The sequence below is a fragment of the Streptomyces sp. Inha503 genome (assembly GCF_047215865.1).
Lineage (GTDB): Bacteria > Actinomycetota > Actinomycetes > Streptomycetales > Streptomycetaceae > Streptomyces > Streptomyces lycopersici.
This window is the reverse complement of sequence record NZ_CP178360.1, coordinates 9349877-9368438: the sequence shown is the minus strand read 5'-3', so window position 1 is coordinate 9368438 and position 18562 is coordinate 9349877. Positions and strand designations below refer to the sequence as shown.

Annotated in this window: 16 protein-coding genes; 5 read left to right on the top strand and 11 right to left on the bottom strand. The window is 71.4% G+C overall.

Going from position 1 to position 18562, the window contains the following annotated elements; genetic code table 11:
* The first annotated feature begins 5 nt into the window (after positions 1 to 5).
* From ACJX2R_RS39710 to ACJX2R_RS39700, 3 genes are read left to right on the top strand one after another with little or no spacing between them, the layout of a single operon-like run.
* Entirely contained in the window at positions 6 to 809 is an 804-nt protein-coding gene (locus ACJX2R_RS39710) for an STM4013/SEN3800 family hydrolase (protein ID WP_413106063.1), read from the top strand.
* A complete protein-coding gene (locus ACJX2R_RS39705; protein WP_413104025.1) occupies positions 806 to 2164 on the top strand; it encodes an STM4012 family radical SAM protein in 1359 nt (452 codons plus the stop codon). Before ACJX2R_RS39710 ends, ACJX2R_RS39705 begins: the two co-directional genes overlap by 4 nt.
* Positions 2165 to 2175: 11 nt before the next feature.
* The gene (locus ACJX2R_RS39700; protein WP_413104024.1) at positions 2176 to 3159 is read left to right on the top strand and encodes an STM4011 family radical SAM protein; all 984 of its coding nucleotides are present in this window, start codon (positions 2176 to 2178) and stop codon (positions 3157 to 3159) included.
* On the opposite strand, the gene ACJX2R_RS39695 is transcribed toward ACJX2R_RS39700, so the two are convergent.
* Positions 3113 to 3364 (bottom strand): DUF397 domain-containing protein, encoded by a 252-nt coding sequence (locus ACJX2R_RS39695; RefSeq protein ID WP_344317935.1) that lies wholly within the window; start codon positions 3362 to 3364, stop codon positions 3113 to 3115. The genes ACJX2R_RS39700 and ACJX2R_RS39695 overlap by 47 nt on opposite strands.
* Before the next feature lie 3 nt (positions 3365 to 3367).
* Positions 3368 to 4234 carry a helix-turn-helix domain-containing protein gene (locus ACJX2R_RS39690; protein ID WP_262700829.1) on the bottom strand — a complete coding sequence of 289 codons (867 nt, stop codon included), beginning with the start codon at positions 4232 to 4234 and terminating at the stop codon, positions 3368 to 3370.
* A gap of 136 nt (positions 4235 to 4370) precedes the next feature.
* Here ACJX2R_RS39690 and ACJX2R_RS39685 point away from each other — a divergent pair, with 136 nt between their 5' ends.
* Positions 4371 to 4814 (top strand): ATP-binding protein, encoded by a 444-nt coding sequence (locus ACJX2R_RS39685; protein WP_243146363.1) that lies wholly within the window; start codon positions 4371 to 4373, stop codon positions 4812 to 4814.
* 157 nt (positions 4815 to 4971) lie between these two features.
* Here the strand turns inward: ACJX2R_RS39685 and ACJX2R_RS39680 are convergent, their stop codons facing one another.
* Positions 4972 to 5769 (bottom strand): SGNH/GDSL hydrolase family protein, encoded by a 798-nt coding sequence (locus tag ACJX2R_RS39680; protein ID WP_262700828.1) that lies wholly within the window; start codon positions 5767 to 5769, stop codon positions 4972 to 4974.
* Positions 5770 to 5848: 79 nt separating this feature from the next.
* Positions 5849 to 7960 carry an alpha-galactosidase gene (locus ACJX2R_RS39675; protein WP_413104023.1) on the bottom strand — a complete coding sequence of 704 codons (2112 nt, stop codon included), beginning with the start codon at positions 7958 to 7960 and terminating at the stop codon, positions 5849 to 5851.
* Between the two features lie 166 nt (positions 7961 to 8126).
* On the opposite strand from ACJX2R_RS39675, the gene ACJX2R_RS39670 reads away from it, so the two are divergent.
* Complete coding sequence (locus tag ACJX2R_RS39670; protein WP_413104022.1) at positions 8127 to 8951, top strand: tyrosine-protein phosphatase; 825 nt, start codon at positions 8127 to 8129, stop codon at positions 8949 to 8951.
* Positions 8952 to 9083: 132 nt separating this feature from the next.
* On the opposite strand, the gene ACJX2R_RS39665 is transcribed toward ACJX2R_RS39670, so the two are convergent.
* Genes ACJX2R_RS39665 through shc form a run of 7 tightly spaced genes read right to left on the bottom strand, consistent with a single transcriptional unit; the run spans position 9084 to position 18525 of the window.
* Positions 9084 to 10277 (bottom strand): serpin family protein, encoded by a 1194-nt coding sequence (locus ACJX2R_RS39665; protein WP_413104021.1) that lies wholly within the window; start codon positions 10275 to 10277, stop codon positions 9084 to 9086.
* 17 nt (positions 10278 to 10294) lie between these two features.
* The gene (locus ACJX2R_RS39660) at positions 10295 to 11704 is read right to left on the bottom strand and encodes an aspartate aminotransferase family protein (protein WP_413104020.1); all 1410 of its coding nucleotides are present in this window, start codon (positions 11702 to 11704) and stop codon (positions 10295 to 10297) included.
* Positions 11701 to 13650: a 1-deoxy-D-xylulose-5-phosphate synthase gene (gene dxs, locus ACJX2R_RS39655; RefSeq protein ID WP_413104019.1), complete on the bottom strand. Its 1950-nt coding sequence runs from the start codon at positions 13648 to 13650 to the stop codon at positions 11701 to 11703. Before dxs ends, ACJX2R_RS39660 begins: the two co-directional genes overlap by 4 nt.
* A gap of 23 nt (positions 13651 to 13673) precedes the next feature.
* Entirely contained in the window at positions 13674 to 14864 is a 1191-nt protein-coding gene (gene ispG / locus ACJX2R_RS39650; RefSeq protein ID WP_413104018.1) for a flavodoxin-dependent (E)-4-hydroxy-3-methylbut-2-enyl-diphosphate synthase, read from the bottom strand.
* Positions 14865 to 14868: 4 nt separating this feature from the next.
* Positions 14869 to 15894, bottom strand: a complete 1026-nt coding sequence (hpnH, locus tag ACJX2R_RS39645; RefSeq protein ID WP_262706150.1) for an adenosyl-hopene transferase HpnH — start codon at positions 15892 to 15894, stop codon at positions 14869 to 14871.
* Positions 15845 to 16579: a 1-hydroxy-2-methyl-2-butenyl 4-diphosphate reductase gene (locus ACJX2R_RS39640; protein WP_262706149.1), complete on the bottom strand. Its 735-nt coding sequence runs from the start codon at positions 16577 to 16579 to the stop codon at positions 15845 to 15847. Before ACJX2R_RS39640 ends, hpnH begins: the two co-directional genes overlap by 50 nt.
* Positions 16579 to 18525 (bottom strand): squalene--hopene cyclase, encoded by a 1947-nt coding sequence (shc, locus tag ACJX2R_RS39635; protein WP_262706148.1) that lies wholly within the window; start codon positions 18523 to 18525, stop codon positions 16579 to 16581. Before shc ends, ACJX2R_RS39640 begins: the two co-directional genes overlap by 1 nt.
* Positions 18526 to 18562 lie beyond the last annotated feature (37 nt).

Genomic DNA, 18562 nt, shown 5'->3' with positions numbered 1-18562 from the left:
CCGATATGAACGAGGTGGTGGGCAGCCACGATCTGTTGCTGCTCACCCTCGACACGCTGCGCCACGATGTGGCGGCCGAGCTGGCGGCCGCCGGACGGACCCCGCACCTCAGTGCCCGGATGCCGGGCGGAGTCTGGGACGAGCGGCATGCCCCCGGCAGCTTCACCTACGCCTCCCACCAGGCGATGTTCGCCGGATTCCTGCCGACCCCGGCGGCCCCCGGACCGCATCGCCGGCTGTTCGCGGCCCGCTTCGCGGGCAGCGAGACCACCGCGGCGGGCACCTATGTCTTCGAGACCCCCGATCTGGTGTCGGGACTCGCGGCGGCCGGCTACCACACGGTGTGCGTCGGCGGGGTCGGCTTCTTCAACCAGCGGGGGCCGCTGGGCTCGGTGCTGCCCGGCTACTTCCAGGAGAGCCACTGGGAGCCGGAGTTCGGCGTCACCTCCCCCACCTCCTTCGAGGCGCAGATCGACCGCGCCGAGAAGGTGATCGCCGGTCTGGACCCCGGCCGCCAGCTGTTCCTCTTCGTCAACGTCTCGGCGCTGCACCAGCCCAACTGGTTCCATCTGCCCGGCGCCACCCGCGAGGCGGGCGACACCCGCGCCACCCACGCCGCCGCCCTGGAGTACGTCGACCGCCATGTCGACCGGCTGCTGGCCGCCCTGAGCCGCCGCGGTCCCGCCTTCGCGATCGTCTGCTCCGACCACGGCACCGCGTACGGCGACGACGGCTACACCGGCCACCGGCTCGGCCATGAGGTCGTCTGGACCGTGCCGTACACCCACTTCTTCCTCGAGGCCCGATGAACATCAGCACGCTCGGCTCCACCGTCCGCCCCTACCAGTCGTACGTCTACGCCTATCCGCACAAGACCGCCTACCGGCCGCTCGTGGAGCGCCCCGCGCTGCGCGAGCTGTGGGCGGCCGAGCCGAAGGACGCGCTGTCGCTCTATCTGCACATCCCCTTCTGCGAGGTGCGCTGCGGCTTCTGCAACCTCTTCACCCGGATCGGCGCCCCCGAGGGGCTGGTGACCGCCTATCTGGACGCGCTGGAGCGGCAGGCCGGGGCGGTGCGCGAGGCGCTCGGCGAGGACGCCCGGTTCGCCGCCGCGGCGTTCGGCGGCGGCACCCCGACGTTCCTGGAGGCGGCCGAGCTGGAGCGGCTCTGCGACATCGCCGAGAAGGGGATGGGCGCGGATCTGGCCGCGGTGCCGCTCTCGGTGGAGGCGTCGCCGGCCACCGCCACGGCCGACCGGCTGGCGGTGCTGGCCGGGCGCGGCACCACCCGGCTGAGCCTGGGGGTGCAGAGCTTCGTCGACGCGGAGGCGCGCTCGGCGGTGCGACCGCAGCGCCGGGCCGATGTCGAGGCGGCGCTGGGCCGGATCCGGGACGCGGGCATCCCGGTGCTCAACATCGATCTGATCTACGGCATCGACGGTCAGACCGAGGACAGCTGGCGCCATTCCCTGGACGCCGCCCTGGCCTGGCGCCCGGAGGAGCTGTATCTCTATCCCCTCTACGTCCGCCCGTTGACCGGGCTCGGCCGTAAGGGGGCCGGGGAACCAGAGGCGGAGTGGGACGCGGAGTGGGACGAGCGGCGGCTGCGGCTGTACCGCGCGGGCCGCGACCATCTGCTCGCCCATGGCTATGAGCAGGTCTCGATGCGGATGTTCCGCGCCCCGGGCGCGCCCGCCACCGGCGGGGAGGACCACGCCTGCCAGACGGACGGCATGGTCGGCCTCGGCTGCGGCGCCCGCTCCTACACCTCCGCCCTGCACTACTCGTTCGACTACGCGGTCGACATGCGGGAGATACGCGGCATCGTCGACGGCTATGTCTCCCGGCCCGCGGCCGACTTCGCCCGCGCCGAGCACGGCCGGTGGATGACGGGCGACGAGGCCCGCCGGCGCCATCTGCTCCAGTCCGTCCTCCAGGCCGAGGGGATGGAGACGGCGGAGTACCGGGCCCGGTTCGGCACCGATCCGGCCGAGGACTTCCCCGCCGAGCTGGCCCGGTTCTCGGACCGCGGCTGGCTGGACCCGGACGCGGCCCCGGGACGGCTGCGGCTGTCCCCCGAGGGGCTGGCGCACTCCGACGCGCTGGGCCCCGAGCTGTTCTCGCCCGCCGTACGCGCCGCCATGGCCGCGTACGACCTGAAGTGAGGGCTGTGGGCGTGGACTTGACCATTCTGTACCGGGGACCGCTCGCCTCGTGCGACTACGACTGTCCGTACTGCCCGTTCGCCAAGCGCCGGGACAGCCCGGAGCGGCTGCGCGCCGACCGCGCCGCGCTGGAGCGGTTCACGGCCTGGGCGGCGGAGCAGACCGGCGACCGGCTGTCGGTGCTGTTCACCCCGTGGGGCGAGGGGCTGGTGCGCTCCTGGTACCGCCGGGCGCTCATCGAGCTCAGCCATCTGCCGCACGTCCAGCGGGTGGCCATCCAGACCAATCTGAGCTGCCGTACCGGCTGGACGGCCGAGGCGGACCCCGCCACCCTCGCCCTGTGGTGCACCTACCACCCGGACCAGACCCCGTACGACCGGTTCCTCGCCAAGTGCCGGGAGCTGGCCGCGCGCGGGGTGCGCCACAGCGTCGGCATCGTGGGGCTGCCCGCCCATCTGGACCGGGCCCGCGAGCTGCGCGCCGACCTGCCCGAGCAGGTGTATCTGTGGGTGAACGCGGCCGAGGGCCATGTCTACACCGACGCCGAGGCGGCCGAGTGGACCGCGCTTGACCCGCTCTTCGGCTACAGCCGCCATCCGCACCGAAGCGCCGGTCTGCCATGCCGGACCGGCGCCTCGGTAATCTCGGTGGACGGCGACGGCACGGTGCGCCGCTGCCATTTCGTCCCTACGGAACTGGGCAATCTCTACGACGGGTCGTACCGCGCGGCGCTACGGCCCCGCCGGTGCCCGCTGGCCGTCTGCGACTGCCACATCGGCTATGTGCACCTGGAGTCGCTTCCGCTGTACGACGTGTTCGCGGGCGGTGTGCTGGAACGCGTCCCGGCGCCGCCCCCGCCGGTCGCTTCATGGTCGGTCGGTCACACTGTTTCCCCCTCGATCCCCCTGGTCACGATGAGCGTCACAGAACCGGACGTCCCGGAGGACGTCACAGAAACAAAAAGTCCGCTTCCCCGGCCTTCGCACTCTGGATGAAGCGTTTCATCTCCAGATGGGTGTAGATCAGGGCCGGTCCGTCCGGGTCGGTCGACTGGCGCAGCGCCACCCGTCCGTCCGTCAGTCTCATCGCCTCGACGCAGCTTCCCCCGTTGCCACCGCTCCATGGCTTGTGCCAGCCCTCGCTGCCGAGGTCCCTTGCCGGCATGCCGCTGTAGACGCGGTTCCCGCATATGCGATCCATCGTTCAGATCTCCTTGCGAATGCGACTCAGAATCGCCTGAGTCGTCTGTGCAGGCGCGGCCTGCGCGCACATCCGGTCCAGGGCCTCCAGGAACGCCGATACGTCATCGCGCTGGTCGAAGTAGGAGCCGCTGACGAGCGTCTCCGTGTACGCGATATCGGGCAGCTCCGGGATCGGGAACCGGAAGATATGGAAGGGTCCGTACATCGCCGGGTGCGGACCGGCGTCGAACGGCATGATCTGCAAGCGGATATGAGGCGCCTCGGCCTCCTCGATGAGCCGGGTGATCTGGGCACGCATGGTCTCGGCGCCGCCGATGGGGCGGCGCACCACCGTCTCGTCCATGACCACCCACAGCATCGGCGGGTTGTCCCGGGCGAGCAGCGCCTGGCGCTCCATGCGGAGGGCCACGTTGCGCTCGATCTCCGATTCGGGCGCGTGCGGCATGCCCGCGCGGAGCACCGCGCGGGCGTAGCCCTCGGTCTGGAGCAGCCCTGGGATGTAGTGCGGCTCGTAGGCCCGGATCAGATTGGCCTCGACCTCCAGGCTGACGAAGGTGTTGAACCACTCCGGCAGGACGTCGCGGAACCGGTGCCACCAGCCGGCCTTGTTGGCCTCGCGCGCGAGGGAGAGGAACCCCTCGACCTCCTCGGGGTCGGTGACGCCGTACGTCCGCAGCAGCTTCTCGACGTACGGGAGCTTCAGGCCGACCTCGGCCTTCTCCATCCGCCGGATCGTGGCATGGGTGACGTCCAGGGCGCGCCCGGCCTGTTCGAATGACAGCCCGGCCTTCTCCCGAAGGTCCTGGAGCCGTTTTCCGAGCACGACTCGCAGGACGGTCGGGGCTCCGCCCGCCCGCGCATCCGCCACTACCGTCCCCCTCCAAGTACCTTCACGACACAGCAGTCTGGCATGGGCTCAGCATTCCGAACAGCCTGCGCTTGCGATTCTGTAATTTACAGATTGAACCTTGCCATACGCGAGCGTGACAGAGCATAGTGTCGGCGTGGCTCCTTCCTATGAGGCTCTCCGGTTAGGGCGCGGCGGCACCGTGGTCGCTCCGCCCCGCCACGACGTGTTTCGTCTGCCGGCGCTGAGCACGTCCGTCGCCGAGGCGAGAAGGCATGTCGTCCGGCGGCTGGGCTCATGGGGCATCGACCAGGACACCCGGGACAGCGCGGAATTGATCGTCTCCGAGCTCTTCACCAACGCGGTGCGCCACACCTCCAGCGAGGACGTCCGCTGCTCACTCCAGCTCATAGGCACCCGCCTGCGGCTGGAGGTGGCCGACCAGGGCTGTGCGCGCACGGTGCCCGAGGCCCGGTCGGTGAGCGCGGACCAGGAGGGCGGCCGCGGGCTGATGCTGGTGGAGGCCATGTCGGAGGCCTGGGGGGTCAGGCCGAACCAGGGGGGCGCGGGCCGCGCCGTCTGGGCCTACCTGGCGATATAGCGGCCCCGCGGCGACGACACGACGTACGCGGGCGGTGCCGAGGGAATAGGGGCAGCGACAGCGCACCGGGCGGTCAGCCTCGAGGCGCCAACGGGGGTCTGCCCCTATTCCTCCGGGACCGCTTCGGGTCACGGATCGTCAGGGCCGCAGCGGCGGTTCAGGGCCGCAGCGGCAGCAGATCGGGCCGCTTGGGCTCCACATGGTCACCCGACGACTCCCCGCGCAGCCGTCGGCCGATCCAGGGCACCAGATACTCGCGCGCCCAGTGGATGTTGTCCCGGCGCACCTCGGCCGCGGTGCGCTGCCCCTCCGGGGGCCAGGGCTGATCGGGGTCGGCCGGGACGTCCAGACCGAGCACCTGACCCGCCCTCAGCGCGACCCGGGTGTGCCCGTCCGGCGACAGATGCAGCCGGTCGGCGTCCCAGGCCCGGCGGTCCTGCACCGAGCGCAGCGACCACAGGTCGAGCACCGGGCAGCCGTGGCGGTCGGCGATCGCCCGCACATGCGCCGTATACGTGGCGATCTTGCCCCGCAGATGGCGCAGCACCGGCACCCCTCTGGTGTCGAAGCCGGTGCACAGCAGCACCGTGCCCACCCGCGCCCGGAGGTCGGCGACGGCAGCCTCATAGCGCTCGGCCACATCGTCGGGGTCGCTGCCGGGGCGCAGGATGTCATTGCCACCCGCACAGAAGGTGACGAGATCGGGGCCGAGTTCGATGGCGCGGGCCACCTGCTCGGCCACGATCTGGTCAAGGAGTCGACCGCGTATGGCCAGATTGGCGTAGCGGAAATCGTCGTGGGGTCGTTGGTCGGACAGCAGGACGGCGAGCCGGTCGGCCCAGCCGACGAACACCCCGTCAGGACCAGGGTCGCCGACGCCCTCGGTGAAGCTGTCCCCGACGGCTGCGTACGACCCGATGGAACCGTTGCTGAATCTCTCCTTATCGTCTGCCACGTCGGGACATCATTCACCCGATGGCGTGACTTACGCCATCGTAACCAGGGCTTGACGTGGGGTGATCTATCCCACCCGGTCAGTTTCGGCGAAGGTGGAATACGGCGGCGTCCAGGTCGCCGCTCAGCCCGGTGCGCAGGCCCCGGTGGGCGAGCACCGCTCCCCGGTGCACCTCCCCGGTCTCCAGGTCCCGGTAGCCGGCCGCCGGGTCGAGTCCGCGCAGCCGCAGCGGAGGCTGCGCCCGGCCGTGGTGCTGCGCCTGGAGCCAGGCCAGCACCACGGTCTCCGCGCCCCGGACGTACTGCACCGCGCTGAGCCCGTCGCCCTCCGGCGGCCGCAGCCGGTACAGCTCACCGTGCTGGACGACCGGGCGCACCCGCTTGTAGAGCGCCACCCAGTCACGGGCCTCGGCGAGTTCGGCCTCGCTCCAGCGGGTCAGATCGCCGCCGACGCCCAGCACCCCGGCCATCGCGCTGACGAAGCGGAAGCGCAGCGAGCTGACCCGGGCGTTGCCCATGGCGTTGGGGCTGTCGGTGACCCAGGCGGCCATCACCCGGGCCGGGTGGAGCTGACCGAAGCCGTGCTGAATGGCCAGCCGGTCCAGCGGATCGGTGTTGTCCGAGGTCCACACCTGGTCGGTGCGGCCCAGGACGCCGAGGTCGATCCGGCCGCCGCCGCCCGAGCAGGACTCGAAGGCGACCCCGGGGTGGGCGGCGCGCAGCCGCTCCAGCAGCTCGTAGAGCCCGCGTACATGGTCGATCCACAGCCGCCGCGGATAGGGGTCGCCGGGCCAGCCCGGGTCCGCGAAGGAGCGGTTGAAGTCCCATTTCACATAGTCGATGGGCGCGCCGCTCAGCAGGGTGTCCAGCCGCTCCCACAGATGGGCGCGCACCTCGGGGCGGGCGAGGTTGAGCACGAGCTGGTTGCGGAACTCGGTGCGGGCCCGGCCGGGGTGGTGCTGCACCCAGTCGGGGTGGGCGCGGTAGAGGTCGCTGTCGGGGTTGACCATCTCCGGCTCGACCCAGATGCCGAACTCCATCCCGAGCGCGTGCACCTCGTCGGCCAGGGGCTTCAGCCCATGCGGAAAGCGGTCCGGGTTGGGCGTCCAGTCGCCGAGCCCGGCCCGGTCGCTGGTGCGCGCCCCGAACCAGCCGTCGTCCACGACGAACAGCTCGACGCCCATGTCGGCGGCCAGCCGCGCGAGCGAGCGCTGCTGCTCCTCGCTCACCGCGAACTCGGTGGCCTCCCAGGAGTTGTAGAGCACCGGCCGGGACCGGTCGGCGCCGGGGACCACATGCGCGAGCTGCCAGGCGTGCCAGGCGCGGCTCGCGGCCCCGAAGCCGCCGTCGGTCCACAGCCCCGCGAAGACGGGCGTGGTGAAGGACTCGCCGGGCGCGAGGAGCAGCTGGCCCGCGTCGTCGTGGCCGACCCCGCCCACCGCCTGGACGGCGCCGTCGCTCAGCAGCTGGACGGCGATCCGCCAGGCCCCGGACCAGGCGAGCGCGCAGCTGTGCACCTCGCCGCTCTCCTCGGTGGCGGCCCCGCCGTCCAGGGCGATCCAGGGCAGATGGTGATGGCTGGTGTGGCCACGGCGGCTGCCGATCACCTTCTCACCGGGGGTGAGCTCGGTGCGGGCGAGCCGGCTCTCGGCGGCCCAGCGGCCGTGCAGATGGGACAGCCGCCAGCGGTCGCGCGCCGGGAGCGACCAGGCGGCGGAGTCGGCGCGCAGCAGCTCCACCGGCTCCCGCCCGGCGGTGCCGGTATGGGCGAGGGTGGTCCAGCGCTCGATGACATCCCCGTCGTCCCGCATCCGGTAGTGGAGGGTGATGTCGAGGTGGTGCAGCGGATCGTGGAAGCCCAGCCGCAGCTCCTCACCGGCGCCGGGGTCGAGGACGGTGCCGCCGTCGAAGCGCCACTCGGTGCCGCGTACGCCCCCGGCGTGTACGGACAGGGCGGGGCGGACGAAGCGCGGGCCGCCCTCCACGGGGTACTCCTCCCGCCCGTCCAGCGGTGATTCGAACGGCCAGTCCGGCGGCCCCGGCTCGGCGGCGAGGGCCTCGGCGTCCTCGACCGCGATCCTCGGCCCCCAGTGGAGATGGAGCAGCTCATCACGGTCGGTGAGGTGCAGGGCGTAGCTGCTGTGCCGCCCCGAGAGAACCCAGAGCCGACCGCTTCCACCGGTTTCGATCATCGCACTCCCCAATTCTCCACAGGTATCAACATGATCGGGGAGGGCGGGCGGTGCGGCAATGCCCGCACCCTCACGAGACCGATTGCCCGCTGCACGCATGTCGTATGGTCAGCTTCAGCCGCCTCGTCGACGAGCCGCGTCGGCGGCCGATGGTGAAGGAGAGCCCGTGACGCAGCAGTCGCAGTCGCCGCAGGTCCCCCAGGCCGAAAGCCGACTGGTGGGGGTACGCAATTTCCGTGATCTCGGTGGACTGCCGGCTGCCGAGGGCCGCCGCGTACGGCCCGGAGTGCTGTTCCGCAGCGGCCATCTCGCGCATGCCACCGAGGCGGACACGGCCTACCTCGACTCGCTCGGACTGCACACCGTCTTCGACTTCCGCAACGCCGCCGACATCAAGCTGGAGGGCCCGGACGTCACGCTCCGCGGGGTCCGCAACGTCAATCTGCCGCTGTCCGACCCGGCCGACGGCGCCGGGTTCTGGAGGATGGTGCGCGAGGGCGATCTGAAGACCCTGCGCGAGCTGCTCTCCGAGGGCCGGGCCGAGCAGCGCATGATCGGCTCCTACCGCTCCATCATCACCAACCGGCTCGTCGAGCACGGCCGGATCCTCCGTGACATGGCCGAGGACAGCTCTCCGGTGCTGATGCACTGTTCGGCGGGCAAGGACCGGGCCGGGCTGTCCATCGCGGTGACCCTGCTGGCCCTCGGCGTCCCCCAGGAGGCCATCGAGGCCGACTACCTCGAGTCGGCCGCCGCCCACCGGCGCTACAAGATCTGGCGCAAGGGCGCTCCGGGGGACGGCTCCGACCCCATGTCGCCCGAGGTGATGGCGCTGCTGCTGCCGCTGTTCGACGCGCGCGCCGAATATCTGGCGGCGGCCTTCACAACCATCGAGGAGACCTGGGGCGGCACCGAGCGCTATCTCGCCGAGGGACTCGGCCTCGCCCCCGAGCAGCGCGACCGGCTCCGGGAGCGGCTGCTCACCGGCTGACGCGCGGGCCTGCGGCGGGCCCACGCGGCGGAGCCGCATATCGATGCCGCGGGAAGGGGCGGGGAGGGGACGTATCGATATACGGCTCCGCCTCGTGGCCCACCGGACACCGCCCCGCCGGGGTCACGGGCCTCACCACATGGTGTCGGAGCCGGCCTCCGGCTCGGTGACCCAGCCCGCCGTCAGCACCAGACCGGTGGCGCGGTGCACGGCCAGGAAGCCGAACGGCCGCTCGTACCGCACGCTGATCAGCTTCGCCGTGCGCTGCGGCGGCGCCGAACCGGGCGCCATGGAGAACGCGGTCACCGCCGCCGCGAGGAAGCCCTCGGCGCTGAACGAGGCGGTCATGGACTGCTCCGCCGAGGACAGCGCCAGCGCGGCGGGGCTGATCCCCGGAAAGTGGCCGCGCGCGGTGTCCTGGGCGGTACGCAGCCCGAACAGCTCGGCCCGGCGCAGCAGATCGTGCCGCGCCGTCACGGTGAACTGCGGGGTGGTGAGCGTCGCCCGGGGCGTGGTGTCCCAGCTCGGGACCTCCCTCACCCGGACCCCGGGCCCGGCCTCGCCCGGCGGCAGCACCGAGCCGGGCCATCCCGCGTAACGCCCGGCCACCGCGCCGATCCCGGCCTCCAGCACCTCGCCGCCCGGGGCGTCCTCGGCGCCGAGGACCAGATGCACATCGAGCCCGTTGCCGCCCGCGACCCCGGACAGGGTGAGCGGACCGGCCGGGGTGTCGGGGACGACCCGCAGCACCCCGTCGAGGTCGTCCGTGGACCGGGTGAGTCCGGCCAGTGACCGGTCCCGCCAGGGGCCGCTCGCCGGCCTCAGCCAGCCCGGCTGGAACGGCTGGAGCCATGCCGTCTCCACCGTGAGCGCCCCGGCAAGCACCAGCCGGGTGTCGGGGGTGAGCGGCACCGGCATGTCGGCGATCGCACCCCGGGTGCGCCGGGACGCCCAGCCGTCCAGCTCCTTGCGGTCGCGCTCGGCGTCCCCGGTCAGCGTGGACCGTACGCCCGGGGGCAGCCCGGCCTCCCACTCGGGCCGGATCGGCAGGTCCTGACGGGTCCACAGCCCGGTGGCCGCGTGGACTCCGTCCATGGCGTCCAGCGCCCCGAGCGTCTGTCCGCCGAGCGCCGTCGCGCCGTCCGCGCCGACGCCCAGCGCGCCCTCCAGCTCCTGCCGGGCCGGGCCGTCGGCACCGCCCGCGAGCAGGGCGAGCAGCGGCCAGACCCCGCTGGCGGCGAAGGCCGTGCCCTCGTCCGCCACCACCGCCCGCGCCCACCGCGCCGTCAGCGTGTTCACGGCCTCTACGGCGGTCGCGTCGATCATGCGGGGTCCCCCATCGGTCAGCGGTTGGCCACCGCCTGTTTGACGAGCGTCCGGCCGAAGTCCCAGATCAGGCCGCCGCCGTCGTGTGCGTCGTCCATGACCGCTGTGAACGCCTCGACGAAACGGTCCACTTCCCGCTCGCCGATGATCAGCGGCGGGATCAGCTTAATGACCTCCAGATGGTCGCCGGACACCTGGGTGAGGATGCGGTGGCGCCGCAGCAGCGGGACGACGACCATCTGCGCGAACAGCCCCTTGCGCGCCGCCTGGAGCATCGCCCACCGGCTGCGCAGCCCCAGTGAGCTGGGTCTGCCGAACTCGATGCCGATCATCAGCCCCCGGCCGCGGACGTCGTGCAGCAGCTCGTAGCGGTCCACCAGCGCGGCGAGGCGGTCGCGCAGCAGCTCACCGGTGCGGCGGGCGTTGGCCACGACCTCCTCGTCCTCCATGACGGCGAGGACCGCGAGCCCGGCCGCCATGGCCTGGGCGTTGGAGCCGAAGCTGGCGGAGTGGACCAGCACCCGGTCCATCGACGAATAGACCTTTTTGAAGATCCAGTCCTTGCCGAGGGTCGCGCCGACCGGCACATAGCCGCCGGAGAGGGCCTTGGCCACGCACACCAGATCCGGTTCGACGCCGTCCTCGTGGGCGTAGGCGAAGAAGTCCCCGGTGCGGCCGAGGCCGGTCTGCACCTCGTCCGCGATGAGCAGGGCCTTGTGGCGGTGGAGCAGCTCCTGCGCGGCGCGCAGGAAGCCGGGCGGGGTCTCGTGCACCCCCTTGCCCTGGATGGGCTCCACCACGAACCCCGCCACGTCCCCGCGCGCCAGCTCCCGTTCCAGCGCGTCGAGGTCGCCCATCTCGATCGGGGTGTCGGGCAGCAGCGGGGCGAAGCCCTTGCGGAAGCCGTCCTCACCGTTGACCGACAGCGAGCCGGTGGTCAGCCCGTGGAAGGCGTGGGCGCAGTACAGGACGCGCGGCTTGCGGGTGGCGTAGCGGGCGAACTTCAGGGCCGTCTCGACGGCCTCGGTGCCGCTGTTGCCGAAGAAGACCCGGTCCAGATGGGGGGCGTGGGTCAGCAGCCGCTCGGCCAGCAGACCGGGCAGCGGCTGGCAGTCGAAGCGGGTCAGATCGGCCAGGTCGGCGTCCAGGACGTCGTGCAGCGCCTTGCGGACCACGGGGTGGTGGCGGCCCAGGCCCATCACCCCGAAACCGGCGAGCATATCGAGGTAGTCCTGGCCCTCGTCGTCCCAGAAGTACGCGCCCTCGGCCCGCTCGTAGACCTTGTCGAACCCGATGGTGCGCAGCATCCGGGGCAGCTGGTGGTTGAGGTGCCGGGTGTGCAGGTCGTACCGCTCCGAGGCGCGCTCGGCCAGCAGCTTCCCGAGGTCGAAACCCGAACGCCGCTGCTGCTGCTCGGCTGCTGTCATGCCTGGCTCTCCTTGGCGGCGGTACGGGCCCCGGCGGCGGTACGGGCCTCGGCGAGGGCGCCCGCCCGCTCCGGGCGGGCCGCCTCGACACGGGTCAGGGCCGCCCCGATCCGGCCCGCGATCTCGGCGGGGGTGAGCCCGATGTCGGCGAGCACCTCACCGCGCTTGGCATGCGCCAGGAACGCCTCGGGGATGCCGAACGTCCGCACCGGCAGGTCGACTTCGGCGTCCCGCAGCGTCTGGGCGACCGCCGCGCCCACCCCGCCGGTGCGCACATTGTCCTCCACGACCGCCACCAGCCGGTGGCGCGCCGCGAGCCCGGGCAGCTCGGGGTCGACGGGCTTGACCCAGCGCGGATCCACCACCGTGCAGCCGATGCCGCGCCCGGCCAGCAGCTCGGCGGCGCGCAGCGCGACGGGCGCCATCACCCCGGCCGCCACGAGGAGGACGTCCTCGCCCCGGCGCAGGACGTCCATCCCGCCCACCCGGTCGATCGCCGGGATCGGCTCCCCCACCGACTCCTTGGGGAAGCGGATGACGGTCGGCGCGTCGTCCACGTCGACCGCCTCGCGCAGCTGGGCACGGAGCTGGTCGGCGTCGCGCGGGGCGGCGATCCGCAGCCCCGGCACCACCTGGAGGACGGACATGTCCCACATGCCGTTGTGGCTCGGGCCGTCGGTACCGGTGACTCCGGCCCGGTCCAGGACGAACGTCACACCGCACTTGTGCAGCGCGACATCCATCAGCAGCTGGTCGAAGGCGCGGTTGAGGAAGGTGGCGTAGACGGCGAGGACCGGGTGGAGTCCGCCGGTGGCGAGCCCGGCCGCCGAGACCGCCGCGTGCTGCTCGGCGATGCCCACGTCCCACACCCGCTCGGGATACGTCTCGGCGAAGCCGGCGAGGCCCACGGGGTGCAGCATCGCGGCGGTGAGGGCGACCACATCGGGCCGCTCGGCACCGATCCGCACCATCTCCTCGCCGAACACCGAGGTCCATGAGCGGCCTCCGGAGGGCGCCAACGGCGCGCAGGTGAGCGGGTCCATCGCGGCCACGGTGTGGAAGTGGTCCGCCTCGTCCTCCAGCGCGGGCGGGTAGCCCCGCCCCTTCTCGGTGAGGCAGTGGACGAGGACCGGGCCGTGGAACCGCTTGGCGCGGCGCAGGGCCGACTCGACCGCCTCGGTGTCATGGCCGTCGATGGGGCCGACGTACTTCAGCCCCAGGTCCTCGAACATGCCCTGCGGCGCGAAGGCGTCCTTGAACCCCTTCTTGGCGCCGTGCAGCGACTCGTACAGCGGCTGGCCGACCACGGGGGTGCGCTGGAGCACGTCCTTGCCCCAGGCCAGGAAGCGCTCGTAGCCGTCGGTGGTGCGCAGGGTGGCGAGGTGGTTGGCGAGCCCGCCGATGGTCGGCGAGTAGGAGCGCTCGTTGTCGTTGACGACGATGACCAGCGGCCGGTCCCGGGCGGCGGCGATGTTGTTGAGCGCCTCCCAGGCCATCCCGCCGGTCAGCGCCCCGTCCCCGATGACCGCCACCACATGGTCGGTGCGGCCGCGCACCTCATTGGCCTTGGCGAGGCCGTCGGCCCAGCCCAGCACGGTGGAGGCATGGCTGTTCTCGATGATGTCGTGCTCGGACTCGGCCCGTGACGGATAGCCGGACAGCCCGCCCTTGTGGCGGAGCTTGGAGAAGTCCTGGCGGCCGGTGAGCAGTTTGTGGACGTAGGACTGGTGGCCGGTGTCCCACAGGATGCGATCGGCGGGCGAGTCGAAGACGCGGTGCAGGGCTATGGACAGCTCGACCACGCCGAGGTTCGGTCCCAGATGGCCCCCGGTCCTGGCCACCGCCTCGATCAGGAACTCCCTGATCTCCTGGGCGAGCGCGGCCAGTTCCTCTCCGGTCAGCGCCTTGAGGTCGTGCGGGCCCCGGATGTTCTCCAGCAACGGCACGGTCGGTTCCCCTCCTCGGTGTATCAGCTCACGGTGACGTCCGGGGTACCCGACGGGACCCCCTCGTCCTCCATGCGCCGCGCGATGTTCATGGCCTCCTCGATCAGGGTCTCCACGATCTTCGACTCCGGCACGGTCTTGATGACCTCACCCTTGACGAAGATCTGCCCCTTGCCATTGCCTGACGCCACCCCCAGATCCGCTTCCCGCGCCTCACCCGGACCGTTCACCACACACCCCATGACCGCCACCCGCAGCGGCACCTCCATGCCCTCGAGACCGGCCGTGACCTGGTCCGCGAGCTTGTACACATCCACCTGCGCCCGACCGCACGACGGACACGAGACGATCTCCAACCGCCGCTGCCGCAGATTCAACGACTCCAGAATCTGAATCCCGACCTTCACCTCCTCCGCCGGAGGCGCCGACAACGACACCCGGATCGTGTCCCCGATCCCCTCACTCAGCAGCGCACCGAACGCCACCGCCGACTTGATCGTCCCCTGGAACGCCGGACCCGCCTCCGTCACACCCAAATGCAGCGGATAGTCACACGCAGCCGCCAACTGCCGGTACGCGTTCACCATCACCACCGGATCGTTGTGCTTCACCGAGATCTTGATGTCCCGGAACCCGTGCTCCTCGAACAGCGAACACTCCCACAACGCCGACTCCACCAACGCCTCCGGCGTGGCCTTGCCGTACTTCTCCAGCAACCGCTTGTCCAGCGACCCCGCGTTCACCCCGATACGAATCGGCACACCCGCCCCGGACGCCGCCTTCGCGATCTCCCTGACCTTGTCGTCGAACTGCCGGATGTTCCCCGGATTCACCCGCACCGCCGCACACCCGGCATCAATCGCCGCGAACACATACTTCGGCTGAAAGTGAATATCGGCGATCACCGGGATCTGCGACTTCTTCGCGATCACCGGCAACGCATCCGCGTCATCCTGCGACGGACACGCCACCCGCACGATCTGACACCCCGACGCCGTCAACTCCGCGATCTGCTGCAACGTCGCACCGATGTCCGCCGTCACCGTCGTCGTCATCGACTGCACCGAAACCGGCGCGTCACCACCCACGGCCACCGATCCCACCTGGAGGCGGCGTGAGACCCGGCGCGGTGCGAGAGGCCTGCCCGGCACCGCGGGCAGGCCGAGTGCGACCGGTTCGGCCGCACCCGCCCCATCTGATTCCGCCGTACTCATCCCGTCACCCATTGCTTCCGGCGGCGGTCTCCCGGGCGGCGCGCAGCGACTCCTTCAGGGAGCCCATGGTCGCCAGGACCGCGGTGGGTTCATAGCCGCAGTGGGCCATGCAGTTGTCGCAGCGCGGATCCTTGCCGCGGCCGTAGGCGTCCCAGTCGGTCTCCTCCACCAGCTGGCGGTAGGTCGGGACATAGCCGTCGCTCATCAGATAGCAGGGGCGCTGCCAGCCGAAGAGGGAGTAGTTGGGGATGCCCCAGGCGGTGCACGGGAAGTCCGTCTTGCCCTCGAGGAAGTCGAGGAAGAGCGGGCTGTGGTTGAGCCGCCAGCGGCGCCGGTTGCCCCCGGCGAACGCCTTGCGGAACAGCTCCCGAGTCTGTTCGACGCCCAGGAAGTGCTCCTGGTCGGGCGCCTTCTCGTACGCGTAGGCGGGCGAGATCATCATCTCGTCCACCTCGAGCTCGTCATTGAGGAAGTCGAGCACGTCGATGACGGTCTGCGGGGTGTCGGTATTGAAGAACGTGGAATTGGTGGTGACCCGGAAGCCGCGCCGCTTGGCCTCCTTGATGGCCTCCACCGCCTCGTCGAACACCCCCTCCTTCGCCACCGATTCGTCATGCCGCTCCCGCAGCCCGTCGATGTGCACCGCGAAGGCGAAGTACGGGGACGGCTTGAACAGATGCATCTTCTTCCGCAACAGCATCGCGTTGGTGCACAGGAAGACGTACTTCTTCCGCGCCACCAGCTGCCGTGCGATCTCGTCGATCTGCGGGTGCATCAGGGGTTCGCCGCCCGCGATGGACACCATCGGGGCACCCGACTCCAGCACCGCGCCCACCGCCTGGGCGACCGGCATCCGCTGCTTGAGCACCCCGGCCGGATGCTGGATCTTCCCGCAGCCCTCGCACTTGAGATTGCACGCGAACAGCGGCTCGAGCTCGACGATCAACGGGAACTTGTCCCGCCGCTTGATCATCTTCTGTTCAAAGAGATACGTCGCGACCCGGATGGTCTGGCGGAGAGGCATGGCCATCTAGCTCACCTCCTGGGAGCAGCGAGGAACGGTGCCAGTGAAAGAAAGCGGGAAGAACGGTCCGAAGAACCCGGAAAGCCGATATTCCACCGCGTAGCGTGCCGATACGGACGAGTTCATGTTCAGGAGCGTCCACGACCACCCGGACGGCCGCAACCGCACGGACGCCGTGGCCGACGGCGGTGCGCAGGGTCGCGGCGGACTCCATGTCCACCGCGATGGCGCCGGTGCTGTGCAGCGCGGCCCGCTCCGCGCCACGCACCACGTGGTCCGACCCCACGACCGGACCGATATGGACGGCCCGGCGGGGACCGCCGGGGAGGGGATGGGACAGGGCGTCGGCGAGGATCCGGGTGCCGGTGCACGGGGTGCGGCCCGCCGGATCGCGGGTCTCGTCGGCGACAACGATGTCCCCCGGATGCGTTCCGGGGGCCAGTCCGGCGCAGAAGCCGGTGGCGATGACGGCGGTGGGCCGCCCTCCGGGTCCACCTGGCTCACCGGACGTTCCGGTGAGCGCCCGGGTCACGGCGCGCTCGGCCGACTGCGGCCCCATGCCCGTGCGCAGCACGGTCACCGCCCCGGCGGCGCCGGGGTCGGCGCCGCGCAGGGCGAACCGCTCGATGCCGAGCGCACAGGCGATCAGCAGCGCCGCACCACCGGCCTCCGCGGCCGGATCGGCGGACATCAACTGCTCCGCGGTCGCGCCCCGGTGGGCTCGCCGTGGACGTACCGGCCCAGTGCCGTCACCGGGAAGACCTGCCGGTACAGGTGGTAGTTGATGGAGAAGTCCCAGGGGAAGCCGGTGCCGGTGAAGTACGGCTCGTCCCAGGAGCCGTCCGGCCGCTGGGTCCCGGCGAGCCAGGTGACGCCGCGCTCTACGGCCTCGCCGTCCCGCTCCCCCGCCGCCAGCAGCGCGAGCAGCGCCCACGCCGTCTGCGAGGCGGTGGAGGCGCCCCGGCCCATCCACTCGGCGTCGAGGTAGGAGCGCTGGTCCTCGCCCCAGCCGCCGTCCTCGTTCTGGACGCTCTCCAGCCAGCGGACGGCCCGGCGGACCGCCGGATGGGAGGCGGGGACGCCGGCGGCGATCAGCGCGGGGACGACGGAGCCGGTGCCATAGACGTAGTTGGTGCCCCAGCGGCCGAACCAGGCGCCGCTCGGCTCCTGCTCGGACAGCAGCCAGGAGATACCGCGCCGGGTGCGGGCGTCGTACGTCCGCCCCTCGTGCGCCAGCATCTCCACGACATGCGCGGTGACATCGGCCGACGGCGGGTCGATGACCTCGCCGAAGTCGCAGAACGGCAGCTTGTTGGGGAGCGGGCTGGTGTTGTCGACGTCGAACGCGCCCCATGCCCCGTTCTTGGACTGCATGCCCAGGGTCCAGCGCATGGCGCGCCGCACGGCCGCCTCGATCCGCTCGGGCTCGGGGTGGTCGACCCGGCGCAGCGCCAGGATGACCTCGGCGGTGTCGTCGATGTCGGGGTAGTTGTCGTTGTGGAATTCGAACGCCCAGCCACCGGAGGGTAGCCCGGGCCGCCGGACCGACCAGTCGCCGGGCCGGTCGATCTGCTCGGTCAGCATCCAGTCGGCGGCCTTGACCAGCGCGGGGTGGTCCGGGGCGAGACCGGCGTCGGCGAGCGCGATGGCGGCCAGGCAGGTGTCCCAGACCGGGGACTGACAGGCCTCGATCATCCGGCTGCCGTCCTCGCGCCACACCGCGAACCGGTCCAGCGACTCCAGACCGGCGCGCATCACGGGGTGGTCGAGGTCGTAGCCGAGCAGATGGAGGGCGATGACGGAGTAGACGGCGGGTGGCTGGATGCCGCCCCAGCAGCCGTCGTTCTCCTGCCGCTCCACGATCCAGCGGGCGCAGGAGCGCAGCGCGGCCCGGCGCAGCGGGCGGAAGGCGACCTTGTGGTAGGCGTGCAGCGCCCGGTCCAGCCGCTGGAAGGCGCCGTCCCAGGAGGCGACGGGGGCGAGCGGGCGCGGCGGATTGGGCCTGCGGGGGTCGGTGTGGAGCTCGTCGAGGGGGAAGGGCGCCGGGCGTACGGGGCGTTTGGCCGAGACGATGGTGAGCGGCACGATGGTCTGCCGGGCCCAGCAGCCGAAGTCGTAGATGTTGAGCGGAAGCCACTTCGGGAAGTAGATGATCTCCGGTGGCAGCTCGGGCAGATCCTCCCAGCGCCACCAGCCGAAGAGGGCCAGCCAGATCCGGGTGAACACCCGACTGCTCGCGATCCCGCCCCGGGAGCGCACCCAGGCGGAGGCGGCGGCCATATGGGGCGCGTCGGGCTCGTCACCGGCCAGCCGCAGGGCGACATACGCCTCGATGGTGGCGGAGAGCTCGGGCGGACCGCCGTGGAAGGTGGCCCAGGTGCCGTCGGTGGCCTGCTGGGAGCGGAGATAGCGGGCCGCGGCGTCGAGGGTGTCGGGGTCCTGGACGCCGAGGAACTGGCGGAGCATCAGATCCTCGGCGTCCATGGTGACGTTGGTTTCCAGGTCGCCCTTCCACCAGCCCCGCTCGTCCTGGCGGGAGAGCAGGTGGTCCACGGCGCGGCCCGTCGCCTCACGGGCGACACTCAAGGTCTTGGACTCGGATGACTCGGAGGGTTGGACGGTCGGTGTCGCTGTCATGGCTTCCCCTCGCAGTGTGCTCATCTGCCGTCTTTGG